This is a genomic window from Haladaptatus marinus (assembly GCF_051194195.1).
On the sequence record NZ_JBLZNK010000003.1, the window covers coordinates 1,165,289 to 1,179,601 of the forward strand.

Below are 14,313 nucleotides of genomic sequence, written 5' to 3' on the forward strand. Positions count from 1 at the left end.
GCTCCCGCAGGTGTTGACATGAGCACGATTACTCGCGGAACGGAGAGTGAAGAGCGATGATGGGCGGCGGAAACCAAGAGCTCCAGCAGTTGTCCCAGCAACTCCAGCAGTTGGAGGCTGAGAAAGAGGAACTGGAGGGCGAAGTCGAAGAGCTGCGCGACGAAAAAAGCGAGATGGACGAGGCCATCGAGGCCATCGAGACGCTCGACACTGGGTCGGTCGTCCAAGTACCACTCGGCGGCGGCGCGTACATCCGCGCTAGCGTCGAGGACATCGACGAAGTCGTCGTGGAACTCGGTGGCGGCTACGCCGCGGAGCGCGACCAGAACGGAGCCATCGAATCGCTGAAGAGCCGAAAAGACGTCGTCGACCAGCACATCAGCGACACGCAGGAAGAGATCGCGGAAATCGATGCCGAGAGCGACCAGTTGGAGCAGAAGGCCCAACAGATGCAACAACAGCAGATGCAACAGCAGATGCAGCAGATGCAACAGCAGGAAGACGAGGACGAATAACCGGCGATGTTCGACAGTCTGAAGGAGAAACTAAGCGGGTTCCGTAAGGACGTCGAGGAGACGACCGAAGAGAAGGCCGAAGAGGCCGCAGACGAAGTCGAGGACGAAGCAGAGAAAGAAACGGAACCCGTCGAGGAATCGGTCGAAGCGGAAACTGAGTCGTCGGAATCGGTCGAAGCGGAAACTGAGTCGTCGGAATCGGATACGGATTTGGGCGCAACGGAGGAGTCGGAAACGGAATCCGAACCGGAGTCTGAAACCGAAGAGACGAACAACGGCGGCTTCATGCAGAAAGCGACGTCGTTCGCCCGCGGTGAAATCGTCATCGAGGAGCAGGACGTCGAAGACCCCCTCTGGGAGTTGGAGATGGCGCTCCTCGAAAGCGACGTGGAGATGAGCGTCGCGGAGGAGATGCTCAAAGGCATCCGAAGCGACCTCGTCGGCGCGACGCGGAAGTTCAGCGCCGAGACCGGAGACGTGGTCGAAGAGGCGCTTCGTGACTCCCTACTGTCGGTCATCAGCGTTGGCCAATTCGATTTCGACCAACGCGTCGCGGAAGCCGACAAACCGCTCGTCATCATCTTCACCGGCGTCAACGGCGTCGGGAAGACGACGAGCATCGCCAAACTGTCGAAGTATCTCGAAGAGCGCGGCCTCTCGACCGTGCTGGCGAACGGCGACACTTACCGTGCTGGCGCGAACGAGCAGATCGAGGTGCACGCGGACGCACTCGACAAAAAGCTCATCAAGCACGAACAGGGTGGCGACCCCGCAGCGGTCATCTACGACGCCGTGGAGTACGCGGACGCCCACGACATCGATGTGGTGCTGGGCGACACGGCAGGTCGTCTACACACCAGCGAAGGCTTGATGGATCAGTTGGCGAAGATCGACCGCGTCGTTAACCCGGACATGACTCTCTTCGTGGACGAGGCCGTGGCCGGACAGGACGCGGTGCAGCGTGCCAAGGAGTTCAACGACGCCGCCGAAATCGACGGATCCATCCTGACGAAGGCGGACGCCGATTCGAAAGGTGGGGCCGCGATTTCCATCTCGCACGTGACCGGGAAACCGATCCTCTTCCTCGGAACCGGGCAGGGGTACGACGACATCGAACGATTCGACCCCGAAACCCTCGTTGAGCGACTTCTCGGCGACGAAGACGAGTAATCGAAGTTCCGCTTTTTTCGAACGAGCAACCCCATTCCGAGGAGCGACAGCTACTTCCGGAATCGTGCATTTTCACAACCGTCAGGACGCGGCGAGGACACCTGAGCCAGCGGTCGGCGAAGGTGTTCGAGTACCCGGGGAGGAAAGGGGACACCAAGGGCGGGCGACCGTGTGGTTCCGGTCGCCCGCCCGCATGCGTGTGCGGTGTTTTTGCGGTGTTTTGAGTCGGGAGTTGCAGTTACGACGGAAAAAGCAACGCAACAGTCTCCACGCAATTGCAGTCACGCTAGAAGAATCAGACCAGTAGCCGTCTTACGAGAGCCGCACCATTTCACACGTAATTCGCAATTCCCAAGACCGACGCACGATTTTGCTCGAACGACAGCGAACCAACTCCGGTGAAATAATTCGCGGAAAATCCAACAGTGTATCTACTTGAACTCGGCGGAGAAGACGACGAATTTGCGGCCTGTGAGGCGGAGAGCGCGGCGACTGGCGTCGAACTCGTCGCGCCCGGAGTCGCGCGAGCGACGGCCATCACGGAGCGCGTCCGGAACCTCGCGTACACGCATCGAGCGAGCGAGGTGGTGGGAGAAACAGACGCCGATATCGGCAGTCCGCGTGCACTGCTCTCCGCCGCGTCTATCGACCGCGAAGGAACGGTCGCCGTGCGTGCGCGCGCGGTGCGCGAAACGAAAATTAGCACGCAGGAGGCGGAGCGAGAACTCGGTAGCATACTCGTCGAACGGGGCTTTTCGGTCGATTTGGACGACCCCGACCACGAACTGCGGGCCGTCTTTTCGGATGACGTGTGTTTGCTTGGGTGGCTCGAAATCGAGAGCAAACGCGACTTTGGCACCCGGATGCCGACCGACCGACCGTTTTTCCAACCCGGAAGTATGCACCCATTGCTCGCACGCTCGCTGGCCAACATCGCCGGAGCGAGGGACGAAACAACGATTCTCGACCCGATGTGCGGAACAGGTGGTGTGCTCATCGAGGCCGCGCTGGTGGGGGCGCGACCGCTTGGCGTCGATGCACAAGAGAAGATGGTCCGTGGGGCAGCGAAGAATCTCGCCCAGTATGGTTCCGACAGCGACGCAGGAACGGTTAGAGGCGATGCGACACATCTGCCGTTTCCCGACGATTCCATCGACGGCGTGGTGTTTGACGCTCCTTACGGCAGGCAGTCGAAAATCGCGAATCTCGAACTGGATGTCCTCGTGGAAGGTGCGCTTTCGGAGGCCCATCGTGTTGCATCTCGCACGGTCATCGTCGGTGACCGTTCGTGGACGGACGAAGCGCGGAATGCGGGATGGACGGTCGAGGAGGAGTTCGAACGGCGTGTCCATCGCTCGTTGACACGATACATTACGGTACTCTCTCGATAGGTCGGTTGCCGAATCGAACACATATTTTACGCCCGGTGCAAACCCACACCTATGGAGCAGTATCTGGGTCTCGTGGACGACGTACTTCAGGAGGGGACGTACAAGCCCAATCGAACCGGCGTGGATACGATTTCGACGTTCAGTCAGCATTACGAAATCGACCTGCAAACAGGATTTCCGCTGTTGACTACAAAGCAGATGGACGGTTTTCGCTGGGACTCGATGCTACACGAACTCCTCTGGTATCTCTCCGGCGAGGAGCACGTTCGGAACCTGCGCGAGAAGACGGGCATCTGGGACGAATGGGCCGACGAAAACGGGAACCTCGACACCGCCTACGGACGGTTCTGGCGACGATTCCCGGTTCCGGAATCGGGGCTCCCGGGCGAGTCGTGGCCGGAGGACGGCCATCGCTGGCTGAACGAGGATGGAACGTTCGACCAAATCCAGTACGTCATCGATGGCCTCCAAGAGAACCCGAACTCGCGCCGATTCGTCGTTTCGGCGTGGCATCCCGCGAATGCGGCGGTTTCGACGCTTCCACCCTGTCATTACACCTTCGTCGTCAACGTACAGGGTGAGACGTTGAACCTCCATCTCACCCAGCGGTCGGGCGACGTGGCACTCGGCATCCCGTTCAACATCGCGGCCTACGCCCTGCTTGCAACCGTTCTCGCACGAGAAACCGGGTTCGAAGTCGGCAAATTCGCCCACACCATCGTTGACGCCCATATCTACTGTGGCGAGGGCGATCGCGGCGAGTGGTACCGCCACAACCTCGGCGAACTGCAAGCCCGTCTGGACGACGTGGAGTCGAAAGCCGAGTTCGAGGAAGTACGTGAGTGGCTCGAATCCGAAGCCCCGGAAGAGGCTGAAGGAAAGGATGGTTTCGACCATGTCCCCGGCCTGCTGACCCAACTGTCCCGTGAACCGAAATCGCGTCCGGAAATCGAGATTTCGGTGGACTCGCTCGCCGAGTTGACGTACGACGATATCAGCCTCCGGGAGTATGACGCCCATCCCGGCATCCGATTCAGCGTGGCAGAATGACGCGTCTCGTCCTCATCGCCGCCGTCGCCGAAAACGGCGTCATCGGCGACGACGGCGACATGCCGTGGCATTATTCCGAGGATTTGCGCCACTTCAAGGAGACGACGATGGGTCATCCAGTCATCATGGGTCGGACGACCTACGACAGCATTGCGGGACGAATCGACGGCCCGCTACCGGGCCGGACGAACATCGTCCTCAGTCGGTCGAATCCCGATCTTCCGGAGGACGTGGTGTTGGTTCACGGAATCGAGGAAGCGATTTCGGAGGTGGAGAAGTTGGACGACATCGCCTTCGTCATCGGTGGTGCCACGATTTACGAACAGTTCTTCCCCCACGCTGATGGGATGGTACTGACCGAAATTCACGAGGAGTACGACGGGGATACGCAGTTTCCGGAATGGAATCCGAAAGCGTGGCGAGAGGTCGAGCGTGACGAGCGCGGCGAGTTCGATTTCGTCCGATACGAACGTCGCTGATTAGGCGTTACTTCGTCGCCACTGCGTTTTCGGATTCACCCACGCGACCAACGCACCCACGAGCAAAGCAACGAGCCACGTTCCGATTGCAGTCGATTGGTCTGTGGTCACACTTTCGACATCGAATACCATCCATAGAGCGACTGTGGCGAGCCAGCTGACGATACTGAACGCCCAAACTTGATGGTAGGAAACCGGAAATTTGTCGAAGGCAATGAGGATGCCGACGACAAGGCCCGGAGAATACACGAGCAATGCAGTCTGCCACAGTTGTGGGTTTTCAACGAGGAGCGGCGTAAACACGGTTATCGAAAGCGAGAGCATCAGCACGCTCCCAAGGACGATACCGGTTTGTTCGAGGCGGCGGGGGAGGGACATGAAAAGCAGTTCGAAGTCCAGAATAATACGTCTTCTGTCGAGTTTAGCTCGGTGGGGCGGGCGGGCCGAGCGAAACGATGTAGACGATACCGCCGATAATGAGGCTCGCCAGAAAGCTGACGAGGACGTGAATCGCGGTGACGAACCCCGCGGTTCGCCATTTGATTCGGTAGACGATGTGGAAGAGGGTCAAGTCGAGCGCCAGCGCGATGACGACGATGAGGAGTCCGAAATATCGCTGGAGGAGGAACGGAAGCACCGCTATCGGGGGACCGATTGCGAGCGCGCGAGTAAGCGGCACACTTCCGAGAAAGTTTCTCGCGGCGATGTGCGCCGTCAGTGTGAGAAAGCTCGCCAGAAGGAGATATGTTCCGACGATTGGCGTCAGTTCACCCAACAGTGCCATACTCGTTATTCACGAGTCTGGCGTCTTGGGTGTGGCGATTATTCTAGCAGACCGAGTTCTTCGAGCCGCGAGACGATTTTGTCAACCGCCTTCTCCGCGTCTTCCGGTTTCTTGCCGCCGGTGATGACGAGTTTGCCGGAACCGAAGAGCAGCGCGACGACTTCGGGTTCGTCGAGACGGTAGACGAGACCGGGGAACTGCTCGGGTTCGTACTCAATGTTCTCCAGACCGAGACCGATAGCGATAGCGTTGAGATTGAGATTGCGTCCGAGATCCGCACTGGTAACGATGTTCTGAACGACGATTTCCGGATTTTCGTTGACTTGGATATTCAGTTCACGGAGTTTGTCGAAGACGATTTCGAGACTCTCGTGAACGTCGGCAGTGCTCTTTGCGCCGGTACAGACGATTTTACCGGAGCGGAAGATGAGCGCGGCCGATTTCGGGTTCTGGGTACGGTAGACGAGGCCGGGGAACTGCTCGGGGTCGTAGTCCGCACCTTCGAGGTCCATAGCGACACTCTGAAGGTCGAGTTCCTGCCCGATGCCCGTCGAAGCGACCACGTTTTCAATGTTGATGGTTTCCTTGGGGTCGGTCATAGCGCGACTTAAATGACGTATTTAAGGTTTATAAAGGTTGGTAGTCCTCACTGACACGTCTTAAATGGGCTTTATGAACGCTCTGGAGGCAAAATCGTGATACTACGGTTTTCAATGGCGTCTCGCGCCGGTCTCTTCGAGGCTCGATGGCGCAGACCTTAACAGTACGCCGCCCCAATCCACGGGTAATGACCGACGAGCGAAGTCACAAGTTTTCGGAGGGAGAAGGCTTCGGCGACCCGTACGACGAGTTCGACTTGGACCCACCCGAACTCGAAGTCGACCCGGGGGAAGTAGACCCTGTGGACTCCCGTGTCGTCACCGACATGCTCGACCAGCAGGCGATTCCGAGCGACAGGGTGTCCGTCAAAGACCTCGTCGAGGTTGGCCTGAGCTATATGCAGATCAACCGCTTCGAACAGGCGACCGAGACGTTCGAACGCGCGGCCCGCTTCGCCGACGAGGACTCCCTCGAAGCCCAGGAAGCGTGGGTGAACAAGGGTGCGGCACATGGCCAGCTCGAGGAGTGGGACGAGGCAATCGGTTCCTACCGCGAAGCGCTCCGAATCGACGATGACAGCGAACACGCCGCCACTGCGGAGACGAATCTCGCCTACGCACTCTGGGAGTCCGGCCAGACCGAACAGGCGCTCGAACATTCCGAGCGCGCGGTCGAAATCGACCAGCGATTCCCGCAAGCGTGGTTCAATCGCGGGTTCTTCCTGCTCGAACGCGGCCTCGCGGAGGACGCGCTGAACTGCCTCGACAACGCGATTCGACTCGGCTTCCGGAACACACAGGTCGTCGAGGAAAAAGCTCGTGCGCTGGAAGAACTCGGCGAGGACGAAGAGGCCGAAAAGCTCGCGGAGGAGGCAGAAGAGATGCGTAAGGAGGCGGAACAAGAGCTGATTCAGGAATAATGATTCTCAGGGAACGAGACACACAGGAAGGACTGCTCGTCGCTGTCTGTGACGACGACGTGCTCGGCGAGACGTTCGAGACAGGCGACGTGTCGTTCACCGTCACCGAGGAGTTCTACGGCGGCGACGAGGTGGACGAAGGCGAAGTCGTGGACAGTCTCACCCGCGCCAGCGTGGCGAACATCGTCGGCACCGACGCCGTGACGCTCGCAGTCGAGAACGGCTTCGTGGACGAAGAAAGCGTTCTCGATTTGGATTCCACGAAGCACGCTCAGTTCTTGCGGATGTAGTTTCGGGTCAAACTGCGTATCAGTCGAGCAGTGCGGGGACGTTCACTGCCACCAAACAAAGCAGCGAACCGACCGTGAAACCCGCGCCGACCATCGTCAATCCGGTGTCGAAGGCGAACGAGAGGAACGTGTGGAAGGCTCCGACGAACGCGAGACCGAGAAAGAGCAGACTCGCGCCCAGTCGTCGTTTCGAGACCATACTGACAGCAAGGGTTGGAGTAGCTTAAGTCACGTTGCTAACAACGTAACGAAAACCGGTTTCATCGCACTCGGGAGACCGAAGGAGTGTTTTGACTCGAACACTAACCCCTATCCAATGGAACCACAGCAGTCAGACGCGCTGGACGTGGCGCGCATCCGGGAGGATTTCCCGATTCTACAGCGGGAGATAAACGGAAACCAGTTGGTGTATCTCGACAACGCGGCGACGACCCAAACGCCGGAACCGGTCGTCGAAACCATCTGTGAGTACTACCGGAACTACAACGCGAACGTCCATCGCGGCATCCACCAGTTGAGTCAGGAAGCCTCCATCGCGTACGAAGAGGCCCACGACCGGATGGCGGAGTTCATCGGTGCGAGCGGCGGCCGCGAGGAGATGGTGTTCACGAAGAACACGACCGAATCCGAGAACCTCGTCGCCTACGCGTGGGGGCTTTCCGAACTCGGGCCGGGCGACGAAGTCGTCCTGACCGAAATGGAACACCACGCCTCGCTCGTGACGTGGCAGCAACTCGCCAAGAAGACCGGCGCGGAGGTGAAATACATCCCAATCGACGAGCAGGGCTACCTCGACATGGATGCCGCGCGAGAACTGATCACCGACGACACGGAAATGGTGAGCGTCGCCCACGTCTCGAACACGCTCGGGACGACGAACCCGGTCGGCGAACTGGCCGACATCGCACACGACCACGACGCCTACATCTTCGTGGATGGCGCACAGGCGGTGCCGAATCGCCCCGTCGATGTCGAAACCATCGATGCCGACTTCTACGCATTCTCCGGGCACAAGATGGCCGGGCCGACCGGTGTGGGAGGACTGTACGGCAAACGGCACATTCTGGAGGAGATGGAGCCGTACCTCTACGGTGGCTCCATGATCCGCAAAGTCACCTACGACGATTCGACGTGGGAAGAACTGCCGTGGAAGTTCGAGGCCGGAACCCCGAACATCGAACAAGGAATCGCGATGGCCGCTGCGGCCGATTATCTCGACGACATCGGCATGGAGAACGTCCAACACCACGAGGAACAGCTCGCGGAATACGCCTACGACCGCCTGACCGAAGAAGGCGACGTGGAAATCTACGGCCCGCCGGGCGACGACCGCGGAGGACTCGTTTCGTTCAACGTCGATAGCGTCCACGCCCACGACCTCTCCAGCATCGTCAACGACCACGCGGTGGCGATTCGGGCCGGCGACCACTGTACCCAGCCACTCCACGACACACTCGGCGTCGCGGCCTCGGCGCGGGCGTCTTTCTACATCTACAACACCCGCGAAGAGGTCGATAAGTTGGTCAAAGCAGTGGACGATGCCCGGCAGTTGTTCGCGCAGTAGGTTTCGGCAGACGGTCGATTCTTCAGCAGTTCGCGGTAGCTCTATGACCGATGACAGTGGAAGGTCTAGTGGGGGTTCGATGAGTCAATCACGCGCAACACAGCTTGCTGTGCCGGTAAATCAGCACGACCACATCGATGGCGCAGTCGATGCGACCGTCACATTAGTCGAGTATGGCGACTATGAATGTCCGTACTGTGAAGAGGCACAGCAGGCGGTGAAGGAACTGAGACGGACGATGAACGACCGAGTGCAGTTCGTCTTCCGTCATTTTCCGCTTACACAGTTACATCCGCATGCAGAACGAGCGGCAGAAGCGACAGAAGCGGCGGCGGAGCAGGGGAAGTTTTGGGAGATGCACGACCTGCTTTTCGAGGAACCGACCGAGATAACGGAAGGAGAGTTACAGGACGCTGCCGCGACGCTTGACCTCGATATGACCCAGTTTGACGACGAACTCGCGATGCACACTCACCGCAACCGAGTTCACGAGGATCTCATCTCTGGCGCACAGAGCGGCGTTATCGGAACGCCGACGTTCTTCATCAACGGAGAGCGCTACGATGAGCAGTGGGACGTAACACCGCTTCGAGGGGCGCTCGAAGATGTGATGTAATCGTCACAGCGGGAATGGGATGTGCGAGATTTCGCAACTATTGTTTCGAAAAAGACGGAGCGTCAATTGAACAACTCGTCGTTGAGTCCATCACATCCGACCCAGTACGAGCGAAGGTACAGTTCATCTCAACGAGTAGTTACCGCTCAGTTGTCATCATGTATCGTGCAGTTGCCGAGCGACGTGTTGCGTTCAGGACGTGTGACAAAAGAACAGGTCGATTATTTTCAGTGGAACGTTACGGATCGCACACTATTTTCACGACCGTTAACAAAACAGCGACAGAGACGAATGTCGGAACGAAAGCTCCCAGACGTAGTCCTCCCTCGTGCGAAAGCTCACTTCGGAGATGTTGCCCCCGCTCACGATTGGCATCACGTTCAGCGAGTGGCGAATCTCGCGGAAACGCTAGTCGAGGAGCACGAAGCGAACGAGACGATTCTCTTTACGGCAGTGTGGCTTCACGACATCGGTCGAGCACGCGAAGACCGTGGCGAAATAGACGACCACGCCGAGTGGGGTGCCGAGGAAGCGAGGCGAATCCTCGCCGAGCACGATGTAACCGAGACCGAAATCGAGGCAATCCAACACTGCATTCGGGCACACCGCTTCTCGAACGATGTGGAACCCGAGACGCTGGAAGCGAAACTACTCAGCGATGCGGACAACCTCGACGCCCTCGGCGCGGTCGGAATCGCCCGGAATTTTTGTTTCAGCGGCGAGCTCGGACAAACGCTCCACGACCCGAATCTACCGATAGATGCGGACAACACGACGACCGGAGCAACGGCGATGAACCATTTCCACAAGAAAATTCTCCGACTTCCGGAGAGTATGTACACCGATGTAGGTCGCCGCATGGCGAACGAGCGACAAGCGTTCGTGGAGGAGTTCATGGAGCGTTTCGAGCGCGAAGTCGCTGGCGACACCTGAAAACTATTTTCAGACCACCTGTGTATCACCTCGTATGAACACCGATGAGCGGGATGTATCGCCGGAGAAAACCTTCTCCCTCCTCGGAAACGACACGCGAATCGGCATTATCCAGGCGCTCTGGAAGGCTGACGAACCGCTGTCGTTTTCTGAACTGTACGACCGAGTCGGCCTCAGCGACAGTGGACAGTTCAACTATCATCTGAACAAACTCGTCGGCTTGTTCGTCCGGCAGAAAGACGGGAAGTACGAACTCCCCTTTGCGGGATTTCGTGTCATCGGTGCGATTCTCTCCGGAACGTACACACAGCGCGCCGAACCGGCGACGTATGAACTCGATCTACCCTGCATCAAATGTGAAACGAGACTGGAGGCGGAATACGACGAGGAGATGGTGACGGTTCGGTGTCCGACCTGTAACGAACAACGGTCGGCGTTCGGATTTCCACCGGGTGCATTCGAAGGGCGCGATGTGGACGAACTCCCGCAAACGTTCGAGCGATGGCTTCGAAACGTCTTTTCGATGATGACCGACGGTATCTGTCTGAACTGTTCGGGGCGAACGGTTGGGTCGCTCGTCACCGAGTCCGAGTACTTCGAACAGGAAGCGGAAATCGGCGTCGAGTTCGTCTGCGAACGGTGCAACGACCACGCTTTCGGGTCGGTCGGGTCGTACATTCTCCAGCATCCAGCGGTCGTCGCGTTCCACTACGAGCGCGGTATCGACCTCTGCGAGCAGTCCGCGTGGGAACTCGAATGGCTCATCGATAACGACTCCAGAATCCTCTCGGACGAACCGCTGCTGGTCGAACACACCGTCGAACTCGATGGCGACGAACTCACGCTGACGGTGAACGATGAATTGACCGTCGAAGTCGAGTAGTTGTAACATCGAAAACAGAATTCGATTTCGGCAGGTTCGGCGACAGAAATGTATTTTTGTGAATAAATATCTCGTGAGAAATCCTGTTTCGTTCTATGCGCTCTCTATTCAAAAATCGGGCATTCGCGCGACTCTTCCTCGGACGCTTGATAACGAACGCCGGAGACAGCGTCTACACCATCGCGGCGATGTGGCTCGCGTTCGAACTCGGCGGGTCGTCGTTCTACACCGGATTGGCGGGGTTTCTCACCATGCTTCCACAAGCGTTTCAGTTTCTCGTCGGACCGCTCGTGGACAGGTGGCAACTACGCCGGATTTTGGTCGGAACGCAGATCGTACAGGGAATTTTGGTTCTCACGATTCCGTTCGCCGCGGCGATGGGATGGCTCTCGGTGGGGGTCGTCCTCGTCGTGATGCCAATCGTCTCGCTCCTGAATCAGTTCGTCTACCCGGCACAGCAGGCCGCCCTCCCCCGCGTCGTCGAGGAGGAGGAATTGGTCGAAGCGAACTCCGCGTTCTCGTTCGCCTATCAGGGCGTCGATTTCGTTTTCACCGCCCTCGGCGGTATCGTCGTCGCGGCAGTTGGTGCTGTGTCGCTTTATCTCATCGACTCGGTCACCTTCGCCATCGCCGCACTGGTGTTCGTCGGCGTCCGAATCCCGCCCGCCGACACCAACGACAGTGACCGCGACGAAGACACGAAAAACGTCACCTCAGCGATGGGCGACTATCGTATGGAACTCTCGAACGGAATCCGCTACGTTTGTGGTTCAGCTCTCGTTTGGGTACTCCTCGGAAGCCTCGTCGTCAATGCAACCATCGGGACGGCTCTCGCAGTTCTGCCAGCCTACGCAAACGCCTACGGTGGGCCGGACACGTATGGATTCATCCTCGCCGCAATCACTGGCGGGATGCTCGTCGGGTCGCTTTCAGCAACACCACTGAAACGGTTCTCGCTGGCGGCATTGAGCGTCGGCGGCTTCGCACTTAGTGGCCTTTCGTGGCTCGCCGCTGTCGCGGTCGGATGGCTTCCGGCCACCGTGGGATTGTTCTTCCTCGCAGGCGTTCCAATCGGCGCGACGAACGTTATTTTTTCAGCGATGGTACAATCCGTCGTCCCCGAAGACTTGATGGGACGTGTTTCGTCCGTACTCGCCAGCGGTTCAGTTGGTGCAATGCCGCTCGGGTCGCTTCTCGGCGGAATCGGTGGCGATGTGTTTGGGAACGCGGTCGTCATGACTACTGCCGGGTTCGGACTCCTGTTCATCTCCACCTGCTGGCTAACACATCCACTCCTTCGAAACCTCGCCGATGTCGAAGACCTCCGTGTGGAACGATACGGACTGACACGCTCGAAACAGCCAGAACCGTCGGAATCCTTTTAGGTGACACCCTCCTACCCAGATTTAACAATGAGCATGGGTTCGGACATGTACCGGCAGCAGATTCTCGACCACTACCGAAGCCCGCGCAACTACGGTGAACTGGAAGAATCCCATTTCACTCACGAAGGGGTCAACCCCTCCTGCGGCGACGAGCTCGAATTCGACGTGGCGCTCGACGACGACGAAGAGACCATCGAGCGGGTCGCGTTCCGAGGCGACGGCTGTGCCATCAGTCAGGCTAGTGCGAGTATGCTGTCGCAGAGGCTACCGGGAATGACGCTCGACGAAGTCGAGGAGATGGATAGGGACGACGTTATCGACATGCTCGGCGTGGACATCAGCCCGATGCGGGTGAAATGTGCCGTCCTCGCCGAGAAAGTCGTCCAGGACGGAGCAGAGATTTACGAAGGGGAAAAGGAAACCGAGCAGACGACGACCGAATAAGGGTACAGGCGTCATCATGCCGTGCAGTGGCGGACAATTTTCGTCGGTAACGGTTCTTCGGTGTGCGTAGCGAGATTACATCGAGCGGTCGGCTTCGGCGAATCCAGTGGATGTCGGTGCGATGTGATTTTACGACGAACGAATCGACACGGACGGATGCGATTATCGAAAGGAAGGAAAAATTTCGGGGGAAGCGTCGGTGTGGAGCGCTAAGGAGAGTTATTCGGGTTTCAGGCCGCCGTCCTGCACACGCATGACAGCCTCGCCGTCCGCGAGGTTCGGCGCGTCCACGAGACGGACGATACGCTTGTCGCCTTTCGACTTGCGGAGGTACATCCGGAACGTCGATTTGTGGCCGAGGATGTTACCACCGATAGGCTGGGTCGGGTCGCCGAAGAAAGAATCCGGGTTCGAGGAGACCTGATTTGTCACGACGATAGCAGTGTTGTATAGGTTGCCGACCTTGTCGATGTCGTGGAGGTGTTTGTTGAGCTTCTGCTGGCGTTCTGCGAGTTGACCACGGCCAACGTACTCGGCACGGAAGTGGGCCGTGAGGCTGTCGATACAGACCAGTCGAACTGGCCACTCACTGTCCTCGTGTTGTCCGGCGAGTTCCTGTGCCTTCTCCGCGAGGAGCATCTGGTGGTTGGAGTTGAACGCCTTCGCGACGTGAATTTTGTCGAGGAAGTCGTCGATGAGCTCGTCCATCGCCTCATCGTCGTCGGGCGAGCCCTCGATTTCGCGGTCGTCCATCGTGGCCTGCAGGACTTCGTCCGAAAGGCCGCGAACCATGTCGTCGACACGTTCGGGACGGAACGTGTCCTCGCTGTCGATGAAGATGACGCTACCACCGAGACCACCCTGCTCGCGTGGAAGCTGAACGTTTACGGAAAGCTGGTGCGTGACCTGCGATTTCCCGGCACCGAACTCGCCGTACACTTCGGTGATGGACTGCGTTTCGACGCCGCCGCCGAGGAGGTCGTCCACTTCGTCGATTTGCCAGCTGAGTTTACCGATTCGTTCGCGTCGTTCGAGAACCTGCGAACCGGTCTCGAATCCGCCGATGTCGGCTTCCTTCCGCGCGGCCTGAATGATGTCCGCGGCGGTGCTCTCGCCCACGTCTGCGGTGTTGCTGAGTTCGCCGGGACTCGCAACCGCGAGACTCTGGTAGGAGTCGAATCCTGCATCATTGAGTTTTTCTGCTGTCGCCGGTCCAACGCCCGGTAGTGCTTCGAGGTCTACGTCTGCCATCGTACTCCACCCTTGTTCTCACCATCATATAAACCCCCG

Annotated in this window: 18 protein-coding genes; 13 read left to right on the top strand and 5 right to left on the bottom strand. The window is 58.5% G+C overall.

Annotated elements, in window-relative coordinates; genetic code table 11:
* Window positions 1–59: 59 nt before the first annotated feature.
* From pfdA to ACN2TU_RS12285, 5 genes are all read left to right on the top strand, one after another.
* Window positions 60–515, top strand: coding sequence for a prefoldin subunit alpha (pfdA, locus tag ACN2TU_RS12265; RefSeq protein WP_435156180.1), 456 nt, complete (start codon window positions 60–62; stop codon window positions 513–515).
* Between the two features lie 6 nt (window positions 516–521).
* Window positions 522–1,685, top strand: coding sequence for a signal recognition particle-docking protein FtsY (gene ftsY, locus ACN2TU_RS12270; protein ID WP_435155659.1), 1,164 nt, complete (start codon window positions 522–524; stop codon window positions 1,683–1,685).
* A gap of 425 nt (window positions 1,686–2,110) precedes the next feature.
* The gene (locus ACN2TU_RS12275; protein WP_435155660.1) at window positions 2,111–3,076 is read left to right on the top strand and encodes a methyltransferase domain-containing protein; all 966 of its coding nucleotides are present in this window, start codon (window positions 2,111–2,113) and stop codon (window positions 3,074–3,076) included.
* Window positions 3,077–3,127: 51 nt separating this feature from the next.
* Entirely contained in the window at window positions 3,128–4,126 is a 999-nt protein-coding gene (gene thyA, locus ACN2TU_RS12280) for a thymidylate synthase (RefSeq protein ID WP_435155661.1), read from the top strand.
* On the top strand, window positions 4,123–4,605 hold the full coding sequence (locus tag ACN2TU_RS12285; RefSeq protein WP_435155662.1) for a dihydrofolate reductase: 483 nt from the start codon (window positions 4,123–4,125) through the stop codon (window positions 4,603–4,605). The genes thyA and ACN2TU_RS12285 overlap by 4 nt, the downstream gene beginning before the upstream one ends.
* Here ACN2TU_RS12285 and ACN2TU_RS12290 read toward each other — a convergent pair whose 3' ends face one another.
* Genes ACN2TU_RS12290 through ACN2TU_RS12300 form a run of 3 tightly spaced genes read right to left on the bottom strand, consistent with a single transcriptional unit; the run spans window position 4,606 to window position 5,988 of the window.
* Window positions 4,606–4,983, bottom strand: a complete 378-nt coding sequence (locus tag ACN2TU_RS12290) for a hypothetical protein (RefSeq protein WP_435155663.1) — start codon at window positions 4,981–4,983, stop codon at window positions 4,606–4,608.
* Window positions 4,984–5,026: 43 nt separating this feature from the next.
* A complete protein-coding gene (locus tag ACN2TU_RS12295) occupies window positions 5,027–5,389 on the bottom strand; it encodes a DUF7473 family protein (RefSeq protein WP_435155664.1) in 363 nt (120 codons plus the stop codon).
* A 38-nt stretch (window positions 5,390–5,427) separates the two neighbouring features.
* Window positions 5,428–5,988 carry a TATA-box-binding protein gene (locus ACN2TU_RS12300; RefSeq protein WP_435155665.1) on the bottom strand — a complete coding sequence of 187 codons (561 nt, stop codon included), beginning with the start codon at window positions 5,986–5,988 and terminating at the stop codon, window positions 5,428–5,430.
* Between the two features lie 188 nt (window positions 5,989–6,176).
* On the opposite strand from ACN2TU_RS12300, the gene ACN2TU_RS12305 reads away from it, so the two are divergent.
* Window positions 6,177–6,908: a tetratricopeptide repeat protein gene (locus ACN2TU_RS12305; RefSeq protein WP_435155666.1), complete on the top strand. Its 732-nt coding sequence runs from the start codon at window positions 6,177–6,179 to the stop codon at window positions 6,906–6,908.
* The gene (locus ACN2TU_RS12310) at window positions 6,908–7,198 is read left to right on the top strand and encodes a DUF424 domain-containing protein (protein WP_435155667.1); all 291 of its coding nucleotides are present in this window, start codon (window positions 6,908–6,910) and stop codon (window positions 7,196–7,198) included. Before ACN2TU_RS12305 ends, ACN2TU_RS12310 begins: the two co-directional genes overlap by 1 nt.
* A 19-nt stretch (window positions 7,199–7,217) precedes the next feature.
* Here the strand turns inward: ACN2TU_RS12310 and ACN2TU_RS12315 are convergent, their stop codons facing one another.
* Entirely contained in the window at window positions 7,218–7,397 is a 180-nt protein-coding gene (locus tag ACN2TU_RS12315) for a hypothetical protein (protein ID WP_435155668.1), read from the bottom strand.
* Window positions 7,398–7,514: 117 nt separating this feature from the next.
* Here ACN2TU_RS12315 and ACN2TU_RS12320 point away from each other — a divergent pair, with 117 nt between their 5' ends.
* The 6 genes from ACN2TU_RS12320 to sufU all read left to right on the top strand — a co-directional run bounded on the left by ACN2TU_RS12320 (window position 7,515) and on the right by sufU (window position 13,023).
* The gene (locus ACN2TU_RS12320; protein WP_435155669.1) at window positions 7,515–8,762 is read left to right on the top strand and encodes an aminotransferase class V-fold PLP-dependent enzyme; all 1,248 of its coding nucleotides are present in this window, start codon (window positions 7,515–7,517) and stop codon (window positions 8,760–8,762) included.
* Window positions 8,763–8,841: 79 nt separating this feature from the next.
* On the top strand, window positions 8,842–9,378 hold the full coding sequence (locus ACN2TU_RS12325; RefSeq protein WP_435155671.1) for a DsbA family protein: 537 nt from the start codon (window positions 8,842–8,844) through the stop codon (window positions 9,376–9,378).
* A 291-nt stretch (window positions 9,379–9,669) separates the two neighbouring features.
* Complete coding sequence (locus ACN2TU_RS12330) at window positions 9,670–10,311, top strand: HD domain-containing protein (RefSeq protein WP_435155673.1); 642 nt, start codon at window positions 9,670–9,672, stop codon at window positions 10,309–10,311.
* A 34-nt stretch (window positions 10,312–10,345) separates the two neighbouring features.
* Complete coding sequence (locus ACN2TU_RS12335) at window positions 10,346–11,194, top strand: ArsR/SmtB family transcription factor (protein ID WP_435155675.1); 849 nt, start codon at window positions 10,346–10,348, stop codon at window positions 11,192–11,194.
* 95 nt (window positions 11,195–11,289) lie between these two features.
* Window positions 11,290–12,579, top strand: a complete 1,290-nt coding sequence (locus ACN2TU_RS12340; protein ID WP_435155677.1) for an MFS transporter — start codon at window positions 11,290–11,292, stop codon at window positions 12,577–12,579.
* Between the two features lie 27 nt (window positions 12,580–12,606).
* Window positions 12,607–13,023, top strand: coding sequence for a Fe-S cluster assembly sulfur transfer protein SufU (gene sufU, locus ACN2TU_RS12345; RefSeq protein ID WP_435155679.1), 417 nt, complete (start codon window positions 12,607–12,609; stop codon window positions 13,021–13,023).
* 219 nt (window positions 13,024–13,242) lie between these two features.
* Here the strand turns inward: sufU and radA are convergent, their stop codons facing one another.
* Entirely contained in the window at window positions 13,243–14,274 is a 1,032-nt protein-coding gene (gene radA / locus ACN2TU_RS12350; RefSeq protein WP_435155680.1) for a DNA repair and recombination protein RadA, read from the bottom strand.
* Between the last annotated feature and the right edge of the window lie 39 nt (window positions 14,275–14,313).

Coding starts and splice junctions, on each gene's coding strand:
- pfdA (WP_435156180.1), top strand. CDS start 60: ATGGGCGGCGGAAACCAAGAGCTCCAGCAGTTGTCCCAGCAACTCCAG.
- ftsY (WP_435155659.1), top strand. CDS start 522: ATGTTCGACAGTCTGAAGGAGAAACTAAGCGGGTTCCGTAAGGACGTC.
- thyA (WP_435155661.1), top strand. CDS start 3,128: ATGGAGCAGTATCTGGGTCTCGTGGACGACGTACTTCAGGAGGGGACG.
- ACN2TU_RS12285 (WP_435155662.1), top strand. CDS start 4,123: ATGACGCGTCTCGTCCTCATCGCCGCCGTCGCCGAAAACGGCGTCATC.
- ACN2TU_RS12290 (WP_435155663.1), bottom strand. CDS start 4,983: ATGTCCCTCCCCCGCCGCCTCGAACAAACCGGTATCGTCCTTGGGAGC.
- ACN2TU_RS12295 (WP_435155664.1), bottom strand. CDS start 5,389: ATGGCACTGTTGGGTGAACTGACGCCAATCGTCGGAACATATCTCCTT.
- ACN2TU_RS12300 (WP_435155665.1), bottom strand. CDS start 5,988: ATGACCGACCCCAAGGAAACCATCAACATTGAAAACGTGGTCGCTTCG.
- ACN2TU_RS12305 (WP_435155666.1), top strand. CDS start 6,177: ATGACCGACGAGCGAAGTCACAAGTTTTCGGAGGGAGAAGGCTTCGGC.
- ACN2TU_RS12310 (WP_435155667.1), top strand. CDS start 6,908: ATGATTCTCAGGGAACGAGACACACAGGAAGGACTGCTCGTCGCTGTC.
- ACN2TU_RS12315 (WP_435155668.1), bottom strand. CDS start 7,397: ATGGTCTCGAAACGACGACTGGGCGCGAGTCTGCTCTTTCTCGGTCTC.
- ACN2TU_RS12320 (WP_435155669.1), top strand. CDS start 7,515: ATGGAACCACAGCAGTCAGACGCGCTGGACGTGGCGCGCATCCGGGAG.
- ACN2TU_RS12325 (WP_435155671.1), top strand. CDS start 8,842: ATGAGTCAATCACGCGCAACACAGCTTGCTGTGCCGGTAAATCAGCAC.
- ACN2TU_RS12330 (WP_435155673.1), top strand. CDS start 9,670: ATGTCGGAACGAAAGCTCCCAGACGTAGTCCTCCCTCGTGCGAAAGCT.
- ACN2TU_RS12335 (WP_435155675.1), top strand. CDS start 10,346: ATGAACACCGATGAGCGGGATGTATCGCCGGAGAAAACCTTCTCCCTC.
- ACN2TU_RS12340 (WP_435155677.1), top strand. CDS start 11,290: ATGCGCTCTCTATTCAAAAATCGGGCATTCGCGCGACTCTTCCTCGGA.
- sufU (WP_435155679.1), top strand. CDS start 12,607: ATGAGCATGGGTTCGGACATGTACCGGCAGCAGATTCTCGACCACTAC.
- radA (WP_435155680.1), bottom strand. CDS start 14,274: ATGGCAGACGTAGACCTCGAAGCACTACCGGGCGTTGGACCGGCGACA.